The sequence below is a fragment of the Crossiella sp. NPDC003009 genome (assembly GCF_053591555.1).
This window is the reverse complement of sequence record NZ_JBSFUA010000016.1, coordinates 53,155-67,665: the sequence shown is the minus strand read 5'-3', so window position 1 is coordinate 67,665 and position 14,511 is coordinate 53,155. Positions and strand designations below refer to the sequence as shown.

The window sequence follows — 14,511 nt, the reverse complement described above, 5'->3', positions numbered from 1 at the left end:
GGCAGCATGGACAGGAACCTGAGCCGGCGCACGGTGTTACGCGGCTTGGCCGTCGCGGTCGGTGGTTCGATGCTGGCCGCGTGCTCCGGTGGCCCGGCCACCGCGCCGACGACCACCGCGGGCCCCGCCAAGCCCGGCGGCACCCTGCGCGCCGCGCTGGTCGGCTCCGGCGCGGCCGAGACGCTGCAACCGTTCCAGCAGTCCAGCACCCTGGACACCGCGCGCGCCAAAGCCCTGCACGGTGTGCTCGGCACCCTGGACCCGAACGCCCCCGACGGCGTGCGCTACCAGGTGCTGACCGGCATCGACCGGGCCGCCGACCTGTCCAGCTACACCCTGCGCGTGCGCAAGGGCCTGAAGTTCACCGACGGCAGCCCGGTCACCTCCCGCGACGTGCTCGCCTCGCTCGCGCTGGCCGCGAGCACCGGCACCGGGCACTACGTGCGGCTGCTGGCCGACTTCGACCTGGACCGCGCCAGGGCCGACGGGGACGACAAGGTGCTGCTGCCCACCCGCAAGCCCATCGCGGACGGGCACCTGGTGCTGTGCATGGGCACCGCCTACGTGCTCAAGGCGGGCACCACCAACGTGACCAAGGACCTGCCCACCTGCGGGCCGTTCAAGCTCATCGAGTTCGAGCCCGGCCGCGGCAGCAAGCTGGCCAGGCACGACGGGTTCGCCGGTGACGATCTCAGCCAACCCCGGCTGGACGGGGTGGAGCTGCTGTCCATCGCCGACCCCGAGGCGCGGCTGAACGCCTTGCGCGGCCACCAGGTCGACTTCGTGCACGACCTGACCCCGGTGCAGGCCAAGGTGCTGGCCACCGACAACAGTGTCCGGGTGCTGGAGTCGGCGATGGCGCTGTCCACCGGCCTGGTCTTCGAGCTGAACCTGGGCCACCAGCCGTTCCAGGACCTGCGGGTGCGGCAGGCGTTCAAGTACGCCATCGACCGTCGGTCCATTGTGGACAATGTGCTGTTCGGGCGCGGGCACATCGGCAACGACCTGTTCTCCCTCGGCTTCCCCGACTACGCGGGCGAGGTGGAGCAGCTCAACTACGACCCGGACCGCGCCCGCGCGCTGCTGCGCGAGGCCGGGGCGGCGAACCTGCCGATCACCCTGACCACCGGCCCGGAGACCGCGGGCATGGTGGAGGCGGCGACCCTGGTGGTGGAGCACCTGAGCAAGGTCGGGGTGCGCGCGAAGCTGGACGCCCGCCCGCCGGGGCAGCTGTTCACCGACTACCTGGCCTACACCCAGCTGCCGTTCGCGGGCAGCTACTCGGTGGCGGTGCCCGCGATGCTGTACTACCAGTCGCTGTTCACCGCGGGCTCGCCCGGCGGGTTCGGCTGGAACCGGCCCGATGTGGACGCGCTGGTCGTGCAGGCCAGGGGCACCGCGGACGCGGGCAGGAGCAAGGCGGCCGCGGTGGCCGCGCAGCGCCTGCTGTGGGCCGAGGGCAACACCATCGTGCCCGCCTTCCGGCCGATGCTGTGCGCGGCCAACCCCAGTGTGGCCCCCGGCGACGGGCTGCTGGAGCAGTATCCCGGCTTCCTGCACACCGGTCTGCGGTGAGCGCGTTCCGTTATGTGCTGCACCGGTTGCTGCCCGCCGCGCTGACCATGGTGGCGCTCTCGGTCGCGGTGTTCGCCGCCACCGAGGTGCTGCCCGGCGACGCGGTCGGCGTGGTCGCCGGACCGAACGCCACCCCCGCGCAGCTGGCGCGCGTCCGGGCCGAGCTGGGCCTGGACCGCCCCGCGGTGGACCGGTACCTGGAGTGGGCCGGTGGTGCGCTGCACGGGGACCTGGGGCGCTCGCTGATCGGCGGACGGCCGGTGGCCGACATCCTCGGCGACAGCCTGCCCGACAGCCTGCTGCTGGCCGGGGTGGTGTACGCGCTGCTCATCCCGTTGGCGCTGCTGCTCGGGGTCACCGCGGGACTGCGACCGGGCAGCTTGCCGGACAGGCTGATCTCCGGCGCGACCCTGCTCGGCGTCGGCGTGCCCGAGTTCCTCACCGCCGGACTGCTGCTGGCCCTGCTCACCCACACCCTGGGCCTGGTGCCGGGGGTGGCGGTGGTGCCGCTGGGCGGTTCCGCGCTGGACGCCCCGGAGACGCTGGTGCTGCCGGTGCTCACCCTGCTGCTGCTCAGCCTGGCCGCCACCACCCGGCTGATCCGGGCCGCGGTGGCCGGGATCCTGGCCGCGCCGTACCTGGAAACCGCGCGGCTCAACGGGATCCGCGGCCGGCGCCTGGTGCTGCGGCACATCCTGCCGAACACCCTGGCGCCCGCGGTGCAGGTGCTGGCCACCGGCGCGGGCGGTCTGCTCGGCGGCGCGGTGGTGGTGGAGACGGTGTTCAACTACCCGGGCCTCGGCTCGGCGCTGACCACCGCGGTGACCCTGCGCGATGTGCCCACCCTGCAAGGGGTCGCGCTGCTGCTGTGCGCGATCACGTTGCTGGCGCTGCTGTTGGGCGATGTGTGCACCCGCTTGCTCACCCCGTGGGCGGCGTCGTGATCCGCCGCTGGACCGCGTTCTCGGTGTGCGCGCTGGTGGTCGCGGTGGCGCTGCTCGGCCCGTTCCTGGCCGCCGGGTCGCCGACCACCCCGGTCGGCGCGCCGTTCCAGCCGCCGGACCACCACTGCCTGCTGGGCACCGACAAGCTCGGCCGGGACGTGCTGACCCGCCTGCTGCACGGCGGTTACCTGGTGCTCGGCCTGTCCGCGCTGGCCACCGTGGTCTCCACCGCGCTCGGCGGGCTGGCCGGGATGCTCGCCGGGCTGTACCCGAACCGCTGGGGACGGGCGGCGATGCGGGTGCTGGACGCGCTCACCGTGGCGCCACCGCTGCTGGTGCTGCTGGTGCTGTCGGCCGGATTTCCCGGCTGTGACCTGGTGATCGTGCTGGCCGTGGTGCTCACCACCGCGCCGATGAGCGCCAGGGTGGTGCGCGCGGCAACCAGCGCGGTCGCCGCCCAGGGCTACGTCGAGGTGGCCCGCGCCCGGGGCGACAGCGTGTTTTCCCTGCTGCGGCACGACATCCTGCCCAACATCCGCGGTCAGTTGCTCGCCGACGCCGGAGTGCGCTTCGTGGCCGCGATCTACCTCAGCTCCACCGCGGGCTTCCTCGGCCTCGGCCACGGCGCGCCGGCGCCGAACTGGGGCCAGATGGTGGCGGAGAACCTGGCCGGGCTGTCGCTGACCGCCTGGCCGGTGCTGGCGCCCGCGATGTTGCTGGCGGCCTTCGTGATCGGGGTCAACCTGCTGGCCGACCAGTGGGGCAGGGTGGCCACATGATCGCCTCGGTGACCGACCTGGTGATCACCGGCCTCGCCGGTCGCCGCCTGGTCGACGGGCTGTCCTTCGCGGTGGCCGAGGGCGAGGTGGTCGCGCTGGTCGGCCGCTCCGGCTCGGGCAAGACCACCGCCGCGCTCGCCCTGCTCGGCCACCTCCGCCCCGGCTTGTCCGTCCACAGTGGAATCGTCAGGGTGGCCGGGACCGACATGTTCGCCGATCCCTCGGCACACGACCTGCGCGGCCAGGTGATCAGCTATCTCGGCCAGGACCCCAAGGCGGGCCTCAACCCCGCCCGCCGCCTGCGCAACCAGCTCGCCGACACCGCCCGGGACCCGGCCGAGACCACCGCGCTGCTGCACCGGCTGAACCTGCCAGCCGATCCCGGGTTCCTGCGCCGCTACCCGCACCAGGTCTCCGGCGGGCAGGCGCAGCGGATCGCGCTGGCCATCGCACTGGCGGCGATGCCGAGGCTGCTGGTGCTGGACGAGCCGACCAGCGGGCTGGACGCCCGGCTGGCGGTGGAGTTCCGCGCGGTGCTCAAGGACCACCTGCGCCGCACCAAGGCCGCGGCGGTGGTGATCAGCCACGACGCGAACCTGGTGCGCGACCTGGCGCGGAAGGTGGTGTCGCTGGACCGAGCCCCGGCGGAACCCGCCCCGCCCGCACACCCGGCCACCGCTCGGCCCGCCCCGCCCGATCGCTCGGCCACCGAGCGGCCCGCCGTGCCCGATCGCCCGGCTGCGGCTCCGTCCGCCGAGCCCGATCACTCAGCCGCTGCTCCGCCCGCCGTGCCCGCTGCTCCGGCCGCCCGCTCGCTCCGCCCGCTGCTCAGCGTCCGCGACCTCTCCGCCACCCACGACCACACCCCGGTCCTCCGCGACCTCTCCTTCGACCTGGCAGCGGGCGAATGCCTTGCCCTCACCGGACCTTCCGGCTCCGGCAAGACCACCGCCGCCCGCTGCCTGGTCGGCCTGCACCGCCCCAGCCACGGCCGCATCACCCTGCACAGCCCGGCCCCGCGCCGCCGCGCGATCGCCTTGGTGGCGCAGGACTCCCTCGGTGCGCTGAACCCCCGCGAACCCGTGCGCACCGCGCTGTCCCGCCCGCTGCGCCTGCCCAGGGCCGACCGCGCGGCCGAGGTGACCCGGCTGCTGCGCCGGGTGCACCTGGACCCCGGGCTGGCCGAGCACCGCCCGGCCCGGCTCTCCGGCGGGGAACGCCAGCGGGTCAACCTGGCCAGGGCGCTGGCCGCGGGCCCGGAAGTGCTGGTGTGCGATGAGATCACCTCGGCGCTGGACCCCGGCACCAGGACCGCGATCCTGGACCTGCTCGACGAGCTGCGCGACACCCTCGGCCTGGCCATCGTGCTGATCAGCCACGACGAGGCGGTGGTGGACCGGATGGCCGACCGGGTGGTGCGGCTGTGAACCCGGCTGCTAAACCGAGAAGACCAGCTCTTCGGTGTAGCGGCCGTCGGCCAGGTAGAACTTCGCCGACATGGTGCCCGCGCCCAGGTCGAACACCGTGCGCCACAGCGTGCGCACCGGGTAGTCGGTGGGCGAGCTCGCGTCGAAGCCGATGTCGGCCAGCGCGGCGCGCAGCGAGTCCGCGGACATGGTCGTCCCGGTGCTCTTGGCCAGCTGCTGGTAGCGCTGGAAGGTGAACAGCGTCTCCACGTTGTCCTCGGGCAGGTTCTCCGCGCCGGGGTGCCGGTGCAGCAGGTGGTTGGTCACGCACAGCGCACCGTCGCCGTCGGTGATGTGCTCGTTCCCGCCCGGCCCGCGCTCCCAGACGAAGGCGTCCCCGCTGGCGTCGGCGACCAGGTAGTGCAGGGGAGTGCCCATGTCGTACTGCTTGGCGTGCAGCAGCGCGGCGCGGGCCTCCTCGGCGGTCCGGCAGGTGTCCAGCAGGAACCGGGGCAGCTGCACGCTGTTCACGCCGACCTGCGGGCCCTCGTCCACCGGGGCGGTGGCGTTCTCCGCGTCGGCGATCAGCAGCACCACCGCGAGGCCGTGCTCGTTGATGCCGTCCATGCAACCGTCCAGGGTGTCCATGGTCAGCACCAGCGTGGCCGGCCCGTCGACCGGCCTGCTGTGCACCAGGGTCGGCCGGGAGGCCATCGGCGGCTCGGCCGAGGGCGGCACCGGGGCGCCGGTCATCATTGCGAACAGCTCGGACTGGCTGGTGGTGAAGAAGTCGTAGTTGCGGGCGAGCAGCCCGCGACCCTCCTCGGTCTGGTTCGGCGGCACGTGCGTCGCCGAGCAGGCCGAGCCGCCGGGCACCGGGCTCAGACCGTCCACATAGTAGTCAGCCGCGTCGAAGTCCAGGCCGAGAGCCGTTGCCGCGCCCCGCATCCGCTCGTGGTGCTGCGGCCAGTTCAGCTGGAACCAGCGTCGCCGCGCCAGTTCCTTGCGCCGGTCCGCCGGGGCCGGCCGCCAGCCGTAGGTCTGTCGCGCGGCCTCGGCCAGCGCGCCGCCGATCGCGGCCTGGTCGCCACCGGCGCTCACCTGGCGCAGGGTCAGGAAGTCCGAGCCGCCGCCACCGGCGATGATCGTGTTCGACATGTCAGTTCTCCTTGCAGTCGCGCCACATCGGCCACACGGTTGGGCCGTCGGGCAGTTCGATCGGGTTCCCCAGTCGCCGGAAGCCGTGCCGCTCGTACAGCGGCAGGTTCCGGCTCGAGCTGGCCTCCAGGTACGCGGGCAGCCCCTCGGCCTCGGCCCGGCGCAGGCCCTCGGCCAGCAGCTCCCCGCCGAGACCGAGTCCCTGCTTGCCTGGCGTAACCCCCAGGAACGCCAGGTACAGGTGCGGTTGCTCGAGGGGATGCCGCTGGGCCAACAGGTCCACCAGGATCCGCAGCCGGGCGGGCAGTTCGACCTCCGGCGGCGGGGCGATCCGCGCGTCAGCGGGGACCGGCAGCCACACCGCGGCCGCGTCCGCGCCGGCGACGTCCAGGGTTCCGGCCTTCGCCGACTCCGTCACCGCCTGCTCGAACAGCCTGCTCGCGCTGACCCGCCGCTGCTCGGGCGGAGCGGGGAACATCCACCGCGTCAGCGCCTCCTCCAGGAAGGCGTCGCACAGGATCTCGACGGCGTCGTGCGTACGCTGTATCGGTGCCATGGCCAAACTGTGCCGAGAGCACGCACGGCACGGCAACGAATTCGGGTGAAAAGGGGAGATAACTCCACCAAGCCGTACTAGTACACTTGGGCTCGTGAGCGAGGTCGAACCGCCGTTCCGGCGCATTGCCGCCGCCATTGCCGCGCGGATCACCGCAGGTGAGCTGGGGCCAGGCGACCGGGTGCCGTCCACCCGCGCGGTGATGCGCGAGTGGGGGGTCGCGCTGGCCACCGCGGCCAAGGCGCTGGACCTGTTGCGGCAACAAGGACTTGTCGAGACCCATCCGGGCGCGGGCACCGTGGTTCGCGCCCCCGCCGGTGCGCCCCGGCGGTCCTCCGCTGTCGCGCCGACCTTGACCAGGGCCCGGATCACCACGGCGGCGATCCGGCTGGCCGACGCCGAGGGCCTGGACGCGGTGTCCATGCGCCGCCTGGCCACCGAGCTGGGCACGGGTCCGATGTCGCTGTACCGGCACCTGGCGGGCAAGGATGAGCTGGTGTACCTGATGATGCGCCGGGTCTTCGCCAGCCGCCCGCTGCCGGTGCCGCCGCCGCCCGGCTGGCGCGCGCGGCTGACCGTGGTCTCCCGCACCCAGTGGGCGCTCTACCGCGCGCACCCTTGGCTGGCCGAGCTGGTCTCGATCACCCGGCCGCGGCTGGTGCCGGAGGCCATGGCGCACACCGAGTGGACGCTGGCCGCGCTGGCCGGGCTCAAGCTGAGCCTGACCGAGCGCCTGCGCGAGGCGATCACCCTGCCCGCCTACGTCCGCGGCGTGGCCCTCGCGCACTCCGCCGAGCTGGCCGCGACCAAGGACACCGGGCTGACCAGCAGCGAGTGGTGGCGGGAACAGGAGCAGGAGGTCATGGCGCACCTGAACTCCGGCCGCTACCCCAACCTGTCCACAATGGACTCTGCCGTGGTGGAGGACCTGGACGGGCTGTTCGAGCACGGCCTGGCCCGGCACCTGGACGGCTTGGCGGCCCGGCTACGGTTGGGCGCATGAGCGAGGAGCGGCTCGACTTCACCGGCGTCGCCGACGACGACGTCACCTGGACCCTGCTCGGCACGCTGTACCTGCGGGCCTGGGAAAGCGGCTCACCGCGGCCGATCCTGGGCGACCAGCACGCCGCCGAGGCGATCCGGCGGATCGACTACGACTTCGCCAAGCTGCACCGGCGGGTCCGCCCGGAGGCCAACCAGTACCTGGTCGCCTTGCGCGCCACCCAGTTCGACGACTGGGCCGCCGACTTCCTGCGCCGCCGCCCCGACGCCGTGGTGCTGCACCTGGGCTGCGGCCTGGACAGCCGCGCGCTCCGGCTGTCACCACCATCCACTGTGGACTGGTTTGACCTCGACCAGCCCAAGGTGATCGAGCTGCGCCGCAAGCTGTACCCGGAACGCGCGCACTACCACCTGATCGGCGCTTCAGCCACCGATCCGTCCTGGCTGGCCAGCATCCCGGCGGACCGACCGGCGCTGGTCATCGCCGAGGGCCTGCTGCCCTACCTGGGCGAGGCTGAGGTGCGGCAGCTGCTCCAGCGCCTGGTGACGCACTTCGGTTCCGGCGAGCTGCACTTCGACGCCGGGGCGCGCTGGCTGGCCAAGCTCTCGCCGCTGGGCGCCTGGGGCCTGCGCGAGGCCAGCGAGGTGGAGCGCTGGCACCCGCGACTGCGCTGCCTGGAAGAGGTCGCCTTCACCGCTCGGTACGCCAAGATCCCGTCCCCGGCCTACCGGCGGCTGTACCGGTTCATGAACGCGATCCCGTTCTGCCGCAACATCTTCCGGGAGTACCGGTTCAGTTTCTGAGCACCGCAGCCGCGGCCAGGATCGCGCCCAGCTGCGCCGCGGCCTGCTGCCGCAACGGGATCGGTGTGCCCGGCAGCTCCTCGGCCGCCCGCAGCCATCCGGTGAACAGCTCTTCCGCCCGGGCCCGTGCCGCGCGTAGCGGCGGGCGCACGTTGCCCGCGGCTCGTTCGGCGTCCAGCAGCCGGAGCAGGGTGCCGGCCATGCGCGGCACCATGGTGTGCGGCAGCGACTGGAAGGAGCAGACCTCGGCCACGGTCGCCGGGCGCGCCCCGTCCGGGCCTGCCGCCATCCGTTGCCAGCCCGCGTGCATCCGGTGGGCAGCGCCCAGCATGCCGCGCAGGCCCCGGTGGTACGGGGTGTCCAGGCGCAACGCGGGTTCGGCCACCGTCAGCGTCGACTCGACCGCCTCGGTGCCGGCCGAGAGGGCGGCCAGGCAGGCGGTCAGGGTCTCGGCGAGGTTCTGCCTGGACGGGCTGGTGTCGGCGGCGCGCGGATCGGCCCACATCGGCACCTCGGTGATCACGGTGACCGTGCCGTGCCGGGCCGCGTACTCCGCGCTGCTCGCACCGAACGTGCCCTCGCCGGCGGGCGCTCCCTCGGTCAGCTCGGCCACCGGCGGCAGGCGCAGCACGCCGGGAGCCAGCTCGTTGGCGGCCGGGATCTCCCAGACCGCGTGCTGCCCCGGCAGGCCGGTCCACTCGGCGACGGCGGCCAGCGCGGCGACCATCTCGGGGCTCGCGCCGGTGGTGTAGTGGAACAGCCCGCCGTACTCGGCGTTGTGCAGTGAGGCTTGCACCACCGGGCGCAGCTCGTCGATCAGCCGGGACAGGGCGACCGTCTCCGGCAGCATCCGATCGAAGTACCAGTGCTGGGCCAGGTGCGGGAAGGTCCACTCCGGCTGCTCGGCCAGGTCCGGCCGGTAGAAGCCGCGCCCGTAGGCCTCCCGGTCACCGGGGCTGGCGAACCAGCTCTCGTTCAGCCGGGCCCCGTCCGGGTCGATGCACGGCACCAGGTGCCAGCGCAGCCCGGCCCGCAGCTCCGGCCGCGCGCACAGCAACCGGCCCAGCTCGCGCACGGTCAGCCCGCCCACCGGCTCGTTCGGATGCGGCCCGCCCAGCACCAGCGCGTTCGCCGTCCCGTCCCCGATCGAGGCCATCCGGATCGGCTCGCCCTGTCGCGAGGTGCCCACCCGTCGCACCGTGACCAGTCCCGGATACCGCCCGGCCAGCTCGTCCAGCTCCGCCTGCTGCTCGTCCACCGTCGGATACCGGTCCGCCTCCGGCTGCTCGGCCAGCACCGCCCGAATCCCCTCGAACATGACCACCCCATCTGATAGCAACGCTATTCAATAGTGACGCTATCCTATCGAGCATGTCCGGCAGAAGAGCGGAGTCCAAGCTCCGCAACAGCCACGCCCTGATCACCGCGGCCCGCCACCTGTTCCTGGCCGACGGTTATCACCGGGTCGGCATCCAGTCCATCGCCACCGAGGCCGGGCTCACCATCGGTGCCATCTACTCGCTGTTCGGCTCCAAACAGGGCCTGCTGCACGCGGTGCTGGCCGACCTGGCGAGCGGCGTCGAGCGGGAGGCGCGGGCACTGGCCGCCGAACCGGAACTGGACGCCTCCGCGGTGGTGACCAGGTACGTGCGCGCCTACCACGACTTCGTCTCCACCGTGCAGGGCTGGCGGGCCTTGCGACTGGAAGTGGAGGCGCTGACCCTGGTGCTGGGCAGCGACGAGCCGGAGCGGGCGCTGGTGGAGTTCGGCGCGGGCAGCCGGGTCGCGCTGACCGAGCTGCTGCGCGGGCGGGAGCTGGCAGGGCGGCGGCTGGGCGCGGTGCGCGCGGAGCGGGCGTCGGTGGCGGTGACGGCGCTGGTGCGCGGGCTGGCGGTGCAGAGCGCGGTGGAACCGGGGGCGGCTACGGCGCAGCGGTGGGTGGAGCTGGCGCTGGCGGTGCTGGCAGCGAGCTGAGGGAACGGGGTTTGGCGGCGGTGGCGCTGGCGGCGAGCTGAGGGAACGGGGTTGGGTGGCGGTGGCGCTGGCGGCGAGCTGAGGGCGCAGAGGTTGGCGGCGGTGGCGCTGGCGGCGGTGGCGGCGAGTGGAGGGAACGAGGGTTGGCGCGGTGGCGCTGGTGGATGCCAGCCGAGGGAACGGGGGTTGGGTGGCGATGCCACCGGTGGCGCTGGCAGCGAGTTGAGGCGAACGGGGGTTGGGCGGCGGTGTTGGCGGCGAGCGGAGGGGAATGCGGGCCGGGCGGCGGTGGCACCGGCTGTGCCGCGCCCGGCTGTGGTCTTGGCCGAGCCGAGCGGCGGCTGCGGCTGCGGCTGGTCGGGCCGGTCCCGAGGTCAGTGCGCGGGCACCGAGACGCAGACCAGCTCGGTGTCCTCGATCGCCTCGACCGTGCCCGGACTGTCCCTGGGCACGTGCAGGTGGTCCCCGGCCACCGCGCTGACCGTGCGCCCCGGCTCGCCGACCACGATCTTGCCCCGGACCACCACCCAGACCTCGTCGTACGGGGCAGGCAATTCAGCGCTCTCCCCGGCTCCGAAGAACGCCGAGTAGGTGCTCAGCGGCCCACCCTCGGCGGCCTCGACCGCGGGCGTCATGACGATCCGGTGGTCCCCGAACCGGACCGGCCCGCCCTCGCCCCCCGGGGTGAAGCGGCGGACCGCTGGCGTCGTGGTGCTCACGGGTTTCCTCCCCCTTGACCTCAGGTGCGCTGGAGCCAGCAACCTACACCTGACACAGGCCGACCAACCGTGCCGGAGGAAGAACATGATCGTCACCGTTGCCGCTGTAGCCGACTTCGACCAGTTCCTGCACACCTTCCAGACAAGGGGTGCGGCCAAGAGGCGGGAGCACGGGTGCCGGGGGGCCCGGGTGTTCCGCGATCCCAGTGACCCCAGCCGCGTCTGGTCGATCTTCGACTGGGATCCCGAGGACTACCAGCGGTTCCTCACCGACCCCGAGATCCCGTCGATCGCCAGGGAACTCGGGCTCCGGAGCGCGCCGTCGCATCCTGAGCTGATCGTCAAGTGCGACAACTGACCGCGCGCTCCGGCCTCAATCGTTGACGGCCTGGTACACCGTGGTCCAGAAGTCGTGGATGAGCCGGGGCGAGTCCGCGGTGGACATGCCGACCTGGGTGAGCAGGATGCCGACGAGCTGGTTGGCCGGGTCGGCGTAGGTCGAGGTGCCGGCGCCGCCGTCCCAGCCGAACTGGCCGAGGGGCTGGTAGTCGGACCGGTCCACGCGCACCGTCATGCCGAAGCCCCAGCCGCCGTGCAGCCCGAGGCCGAAGGACATCTGCTGGGTGCGCCTGGCCAGTGCGTCCCTGGCCGCCTTCTGCTCGGGCGTGAGGCGGTTGGTGGTCATCAGCTCGACGGCGGTCTTGGACAGGATCCGCTCGCCCCGGTGCTGTCCGTGGTTGAGCAGCATCCGGAAATAGGCGTGGTAGTCGTCGACCGTGGAGACCATCCCGCCGCCGCCGGACTGGAACGCCGGGGGCTGGCTGTGCCTGCCGGTGGCCGCCTCGTCCCAGATCAGGAACTCGCCGGTCTCCGGGTGCGGGGCGTAGCTGGGCGGCAGGCGGTCGATTTTGCTTGCGGGCACGTGGAATCCGGTGTCGGTCATGCCCAGCGGGTCGAGCACGCGCTCGCGCAGGAACGCCTCGTAGGACTTGCCGGTGACCCGCGCGACGAGCACGCCGAGCAGGTCGGAGCCGATGTGGTAGCCCCACCGCTCGCCCGGCTGGTACATCAGCGGCAGCGTGCCGAGGCGGCGCAGCCACTCATCCGGCCCGGGAACCGGCTCGCCGTGGCCGGTGAGTCCCAGCTCCTGGATCTTGGCCTGGATCGGCAGGTGTGCCTGGGTCAGGTCCATGGGCAGGCCGAAGGTGCAGGTCAGCACGTCCCGCACGGTGATTGACCGCGCCGCGGGCACGGTGTCCTCCAGCGGGCTGTCGATCTGCTTGAGCACCCGGCGGTCGGCGAGCTCGGGCAGCCACTGCTCGACCGGGTCCGCCAGCCGCAGCCGGCACTCGTCGAGCAGGACCATCGCCGCGGCGGCGCCCAGCGGCTTGGAGGTCGAGGCCATCCGGAAGATGGTGTCCCGGCGCATCGGCGCGCCGCCGTCGTGGCGCATGGTGCCGATCGCCTCGACGTGTGCCTCCCCGCCGCGGCTGACCAGGGCGACCAGGCCGGGGATCTTGCCGGAGTCGACGTGCCGGGTCAGCACCTCGCGGATCCGGCGCAGCCCGGTCGCGGAGAAGCCGCGGTTGTTCTCACTCATCACTGACTCCCTTGGGTATCTTCCTGAGCGTTCGGAACTTCCCGAACGATGATGAACGTACATTGCGTTCACTAATCCGTCAACGAACAGAGCTAGGCCGAAAGCCTTGATAGAGAGGAAAAAGCGGGAGCCATTGCAATGATTGTGCGACTGAACGCAATGGCGATCCGGGTCTGCATTGCAATGGACTGCGGGTGAATGCATACTTGCGGCGACCAGGGAGACAGGAGAGGCGCACCCATGCCCGGAGGCAGACTCACCACCGAGGACCGGCAGCACATCGCCGAGGCGCTGGCCGAAGGGCTCGGCTACGCGGAGATCGGCCGGAGCCTGGGGCGACCGGCCTCGACGATCATGCGGGAGGTCACCCGCAACGGCGGGCCGGAGAACTACGGGGCGGACCGGGCGGAGGAGGCGACCCGGCACCGGGCGCGCCGCCGCAAGCAGGCGCCCGCACTGCCGCCGTCCATCCCGGACAGCGGCCACGGCCGCGATCCCCAGGCGGTCCAGGAGCTGGCCGAGTCCTACACCGATTTGCTGATCCAGCAGGGGATTCCCCGGATGATGGCCAGGGTGCTGGCCTGTCTGCTGCTCACCGACTCTGGCACCCTCACCGCCGCGGACCTGGTGCAGCGCCTGCGGATCAGCGCGGCCTCGGTCTCGCACGCGGTGACTTTCCTTGAGCAGCAAGGGTTGTTGCGGCGGGAACGGGCCACCGGTGTGCGCCGCGAGCGCTATGTCATCGACGAGGAGCTCTGGACCCGGTCCACCGACGCGGCGATGGAGATGAACGAGTCGCTGACGGCTGCCTCGTTGCGCGCGGTGGAGATCCTGGGTGCGGACACCCCGGCCGGCGCCCGCTTCGAGTCCTCCGCCGAGTACCTCAGCCTGGTGAGCGAGGCCCTGCGGAAGGTCAAGGAACAGTGGGAGCAGCGCAAGGCCGCCCGGGAGTCCGGGCGGCCGCGATGAGCTCTGGGGTGTGCCGGATCAGCCGCGCAGGGCCGGGATGACCTTCTCGCCGTAGGTGTCGATGGTGGCTTCCCTGGCGTCGTGCATGTTGTAGACCGCGAACTGGTGCACGCCAAGGGACTTCAGGTGTTCCAGGCGTTCGACGTGCTTCTCCGGCGGGCCGATCAGGCAGAAGCGGTCCACGATCTCATCCGGCACGAACTCGGTGTCCGGGTTGCCCGCGCGGCCGTGGTGGCTGTAGTCGTAGCCCTGCCTGCCCTTGATGTAGTCGGTCAGCGCCTGCGGCACGATGCTGGAATCGCTGCCGTAGCGGGCCACCAAGTCGGCCACGTGGTTGCCGACCATGCCGCCGAACCAGCGGCACTGGTCCCGGCCGTGCGCCAGGTCGTCGGTGACGTAGGCCGGGGCGGCCACGCACATGGTGAGCGAGTCGGGGTCCCGCCCGGCCTGCTCGGCGGCGTCCCGGACGGCCTTGACCATCCACTCGGTGAGGAACGGGTCGGCCAGCTGGAGGATGAACCCGTCGGCGACCTGGCCGGTGAGGGCGAGGGCCTTGGGCCCGTAGGCGGCCATCCAGACCGGCAGCTTGCCCTCGCGCACCCAGGGGATGCGCACCTCCTGCTCGCCGATGGTGGTGGCGCGGCCCTCGGCCAGGTCGCGGATGACCTTGATGGACTCGCCGAGGCGGGCCAGCGTGTTCGGCTTGTTGCCGATGACGCGCATGGCGGAGTCGCCGCGGCCGATGCCGCAGACCGTGCGGTTGCCGAACATGTCGTTGAGGGTGGCGAACAGCGAGGCGGTCACCGACCAGTCGCGGGTGCCGGGGTTGGTCACCATGGGGCCGACCACCAGGCGCTCGGTCTGCGCCAGGATCTGGCTGTAGATGACGAACGGTTCCTGCCACAGCACGCAGGAGTCGAAGGTCCAGCCGTAGGCGAAACCCGCCCGCTCGGCCCGTTTCATCAGCTCGACCACGGCCGAGGCCGGTGGATCGGTCTGCAGCACCAGTCCGAAGTCCATGATGT

15 protein-coding genes are annotated in these 14,511 nt (G+C 72.4%); 9 read left to right on the top strand and 6 right to left on the bottom strand.

The window, feature by feature from the left end; all coding sequences use genetic code 11:
• Positions 1 to 6: 6 nt before the first annotated feature.
• From ACWDY5_RS19270 to ACWDY5_RS19255, 4 genes are read left to right on the top strand one after another with little or no spacing between them, the layout of a single operon-like run.
• Positions 7 to 1,575, top strand: coding sequence for an ABC transporter substrate-binding protein (locus tag ACWDY5_RS19270; RefSeq protein WP_449723546.1), 1,569 nt, complete (start codon positions 7 to 9; stop codon positions 1,573 to 1,575).
• A complete protein-coding gene (locus ACWDY5_RS19265) occupies positions 1,572 to 2,519 on the top strand; it encodes an ABC transporter permease (protein ID WP_449723545.1) in 948 nt (315 codons plus the stop codon). The genes ACWDY5_RS19270 and ACWDY5_RS19265 overlap by 4 nt, the downstream gene beginning before the upstream one ends.
• A complete protein-coding gene (locus tag ACWDY5_RS19260; RefSeq protein ID WP_449723544.1) occupies positions 2,504 to 3,298 on the top strand; it encodes an ABC transporter permease in 795 nt (264 codons plus the stop codon). Before ACWDY5_RS19265 ends, ACWDY5_RS19260 begins: the two co-directional genes overlap by 16 nt.
• Positions 3,295 to 4,725 carry an ABC transporter ATP-binding protein gene (locus tag ACWDY5_RS19255; protein WP_449723543.1) on the top strand — a complete coding sequence of 477 codons (1,431 nt, stop codon included), beginning with the start codon at positions 3,295 to 3,297 and terminating at the stop codon, positions 4,723 to 4,725. The genes ACWDY5_RS19260 and ACWDY5_RS19255 overlap by 4 nt, the downstream gene beginning before the upstream one ends.
• 9 nt (positions 4,726 to 4,734) lie before the next feature.
• Here the strand turns inward: ACWDY5_RS19255 and ACWDY5_RS19250 are convergent, their stop codons facing one another.
• Positions 4,735 to 5,862: a C45 family autoproteolytic acyltransferase/hydolase gene (locus ACWDY5_RS19250; protein ID WP_449723542.1), complete on the bottom strand. Its 1,128-nt coding sequence runs from the start codon at positions 5,860 to 5,862 to the stop codon at positions 4,735 to 4,737.
• Position 5,863: 1 nt separating this feature from the next.
• Positions 5,864 to 6,418 carry a GNAT family N-acetyltransferase gene (locus ACWDY5_RS19245; RefSeq protein ID WP_449723541.1) on the bottom strand — a complete coding sequence of 185 codons (555 nt, stop codon included), beginning with the start codon at positions 6,416 to 6,418 and terminating at the stop codon, positions 5,864 to 5,866.
• Positions 6,419 to 6,512: 94 nt separating this feature from the next.
• Here ACWDY5_RS19245 and ACWDY5_RS19240 point away from each other — a divergent pair, with 94 nt between their 5' ends.
• Together ACWDY5_RS19240 and ACWDY5_RS19235 are read left to right on the top strand one after the other, a co-directional pair.
• Positions 6,513 to 7,421 (top strand): TetR/AcrR family transcriptional regulator C-terminal domain-containing protein, encoded by a 909-nt coding sequence (locus ACWDY5_RS19240; RefSeq protein WP_449723540.1) that lies wholly within the window; start codon positions 6,513 to 6,515, stop codon positions 7,419 to 7,421.
• Complete coding sequence (locus tag ACWDY5_RS19235) at positions 7,418 to 8,224, top strand: class I SAM-dependent methyltransferase (RefSeq protein ID WP_449723539.1); 807 nt, start codon at positions 7,418 to 7,420, stop codon at positions 8,222 to 8,224. The genes ACWDY5_RS19240 and ACWDY5_RS19235 overlap by 4 nt, the downstream gene beginning before the upstream one ends.
• On the opposite strand, the gene ACWDY5_RS19230 is transcribed toward ACWDY5_RS19235, so the two are convergent.
• Entirely contained in the window at positions 8,214 to 9,542 is a 1,329-nt protein-coding gene (locus ACWDY5_RS19230) for a M14 family zinc carboxypeptidase (protein WP_449723538.1), read from the bottom strand. The two genes, ACWDY5_RS19235 and ACWDY5_RS19230, sit on opposite strands and share 11 nt — an antisense overlap.
• A gap of 53 nt (positions 9,543 to 9,595) precedes the next feature.
• Here ACWDY5_RS19230 and ACWDY5_RS19225 point away from each other — a divergent pair, with 53 nt between their 5' ends.
• Positions 9,596 to 10,198 (top strand): TetR/AcrR family transcriptional regulator, encoded by a 603-nt coding sequence (locus ACWDY5_RS19225; protein WP_449723537.1) that lies wholly within the window; start codon positions 9,596 to 9,598, stop codon positions 10,196 to 10,198.
• Between the two features lie 374 nt (positions 10,199 to 10,572).
• On the opposite strand, the gene ACWDY5_RS19220 is transcribed toward ACWDY5_RS19225, so the two are convergent.
• Positions 10,573 to 10,917: a cupin gene (locus tag ACWDY5_RS19220; RefSeq protein ID WP_449723536.1), complete on the bottom strand. Its 345-nt coding sequence runs from the start codon at positions 10,915 to 10,917 to the stop codon at positions 10,573 to 10,575.
• Between the two features lie 85 nt (positions 10,918 to 11,002).
• Here ACWDY5_RS19220 and ACWDY5_RS19215 point away from each other — a divergent pair, with 85 nt between their 5' ends.
• Entirely contained in the window at positions 11,003 to 11,275 is a 273-nt protein-coding gene (locus ACWDY5_RS19215) for an antibiotic biosynthesis monooxygenase (protein WP_449723535.1), read from the top strand.
• Positions 11,276 to 11,290: 15 nt separating this feature from the next.
• Here the strand turns inward: ACWDY5_RS19215 and ACWDY5_RS19210 are convergent, their stop codons facing one another.
• Positions 11,291 to 12,517, bottom strand: coding sequence for a serine hydrolase domain-containing protein (locus ACWDY5_RS19210; RefSeq protein ID WP_449723534.1), 1,227 nt, complete (start codon positions 12,515 to 12,517; stop codon positions 11,291 to 11,293).
• Positions 12,518 to 12,757: 240 nt separating this feature from the next.
• Here ACWDY5_RS19210 and ACWDY5_RS19205 point away from each other — a divergent pair, with 240 nt between their 5' ends.
• Positions 12,758 to 13,486: a helix-turn-helix domain-containing protein gene (locus ACWDY5_RS19205; RefSeq protein WP_449723533.1), complete on the top strand. Its 729-nt coding sequence runs from the start codon at positions 12,758 to 12,760 to the stop codon at positions 13,484 to 13,486.
• 18 nt (positions 13,487 to 13,504) lie between these two features.
• Here the strand turns inward: ACWDY5_RS19205 and ACWDY5_RS19200 are convergent, their stop codons facing one another.
• Positions 13,505 to 14,506, bottom strand: coding sequence for a TIGR03842 family LLM class F420-dependent oxidoreductase (locus tag ACWDY5_RS19200; RefSeq protein WP_449723532.1), 1,002 nt, complete (start codon positions 14,504 to 14,506; stop codon positions 13,505 to 13,507).
• Between the last annotated feature and the right edge of the window lie 5 nt (positions 14,507 to 14,511).

Excerpts from the sequence above, each read along its gene's own strand:
- ACWDY5_RS19205 (WP_449723533.1), top strand. The coding sequence starts at position 12,758 with ATGCCCGGAGGCAGACTCACCACCGAGGACCGGCAGCACATCGCCGAG.
- ACWDY5_RS19270 (WP_449723546.1), top strand. The coding sequence starts at position 7 with ATGGACAGGAACCTGAGCCGGCGCACGGTGTTACGCGGCTTGGCCGTC.
- ACWDY5_RS19210 (WP_449723534.1), bottom strand. The coding sequence starts at position 12,517 with ATGAGTGAGAACAACCGCGGCTTCTCCGCGACCGGGCTGCGCCGGATC.
- ACWDY5_RS19250 (WP_449723542.1), bottom strand. The coding sequence starts at position 5,862 with ATGTCGAACACGATCATCGCCGGTGGCGGCGGCTCGGACTTCCTGACC.
- ACWDY5_RS19230 (WP_449723538.1), bottom strand. The coding sequence starts at position 9,542 with ATGTTCGAGGGGATTCGGGCGGTGCTGGCCGAGCAGCCGGAGGCGGAC.
- ACWDY5_RS19255 (WP_449723543.1), top strand. The coding sequence starts at position 3,295 with ATGATCGCCTCGGTGACCGACCTGGTGATCACCGGCCTCGCCGGTCGC.
- ACWDY5_RS19245 (WP_449723541.1), bottom strand. The coding sequence starts at position 6,418 with ATGGCACCGATACAGCGTACGCACGACGCCGTCGAGATCCTGTGCGAC.
- ACWDY5_RS19235 (WP_449723539.1), top strand. The coding sequence starts at position 7,418 with ATGAGCGAGGAGCGGCTCGACTTCACCGGCGTCGCCGACGACGACGTC.
- ACWDY5_RS19215 (WP_449723535.1), top strand. The coding sequence starts at position 11,003 with ATGATCGTCACCGTTGCCGCTGTAGCCGACTTCGACCAGTTCCTGCAC.
- ACWDY5_RS19200 (WP_449723532.1), bottom strand. The coding sequence starts at position 14,506 with ATGGACTTCGGACTGGTGCTGCAGACCGATCCACCGGCCTCGGCCGTG.
- ACWDY5_RS19225 (WP_449723537.1), top strand. The coding sequence starts at position 9,596 with ATGTCCGGCAGAAGAGCGGAGTCCAAGCTCCGCAACAGCCACGCCCTG.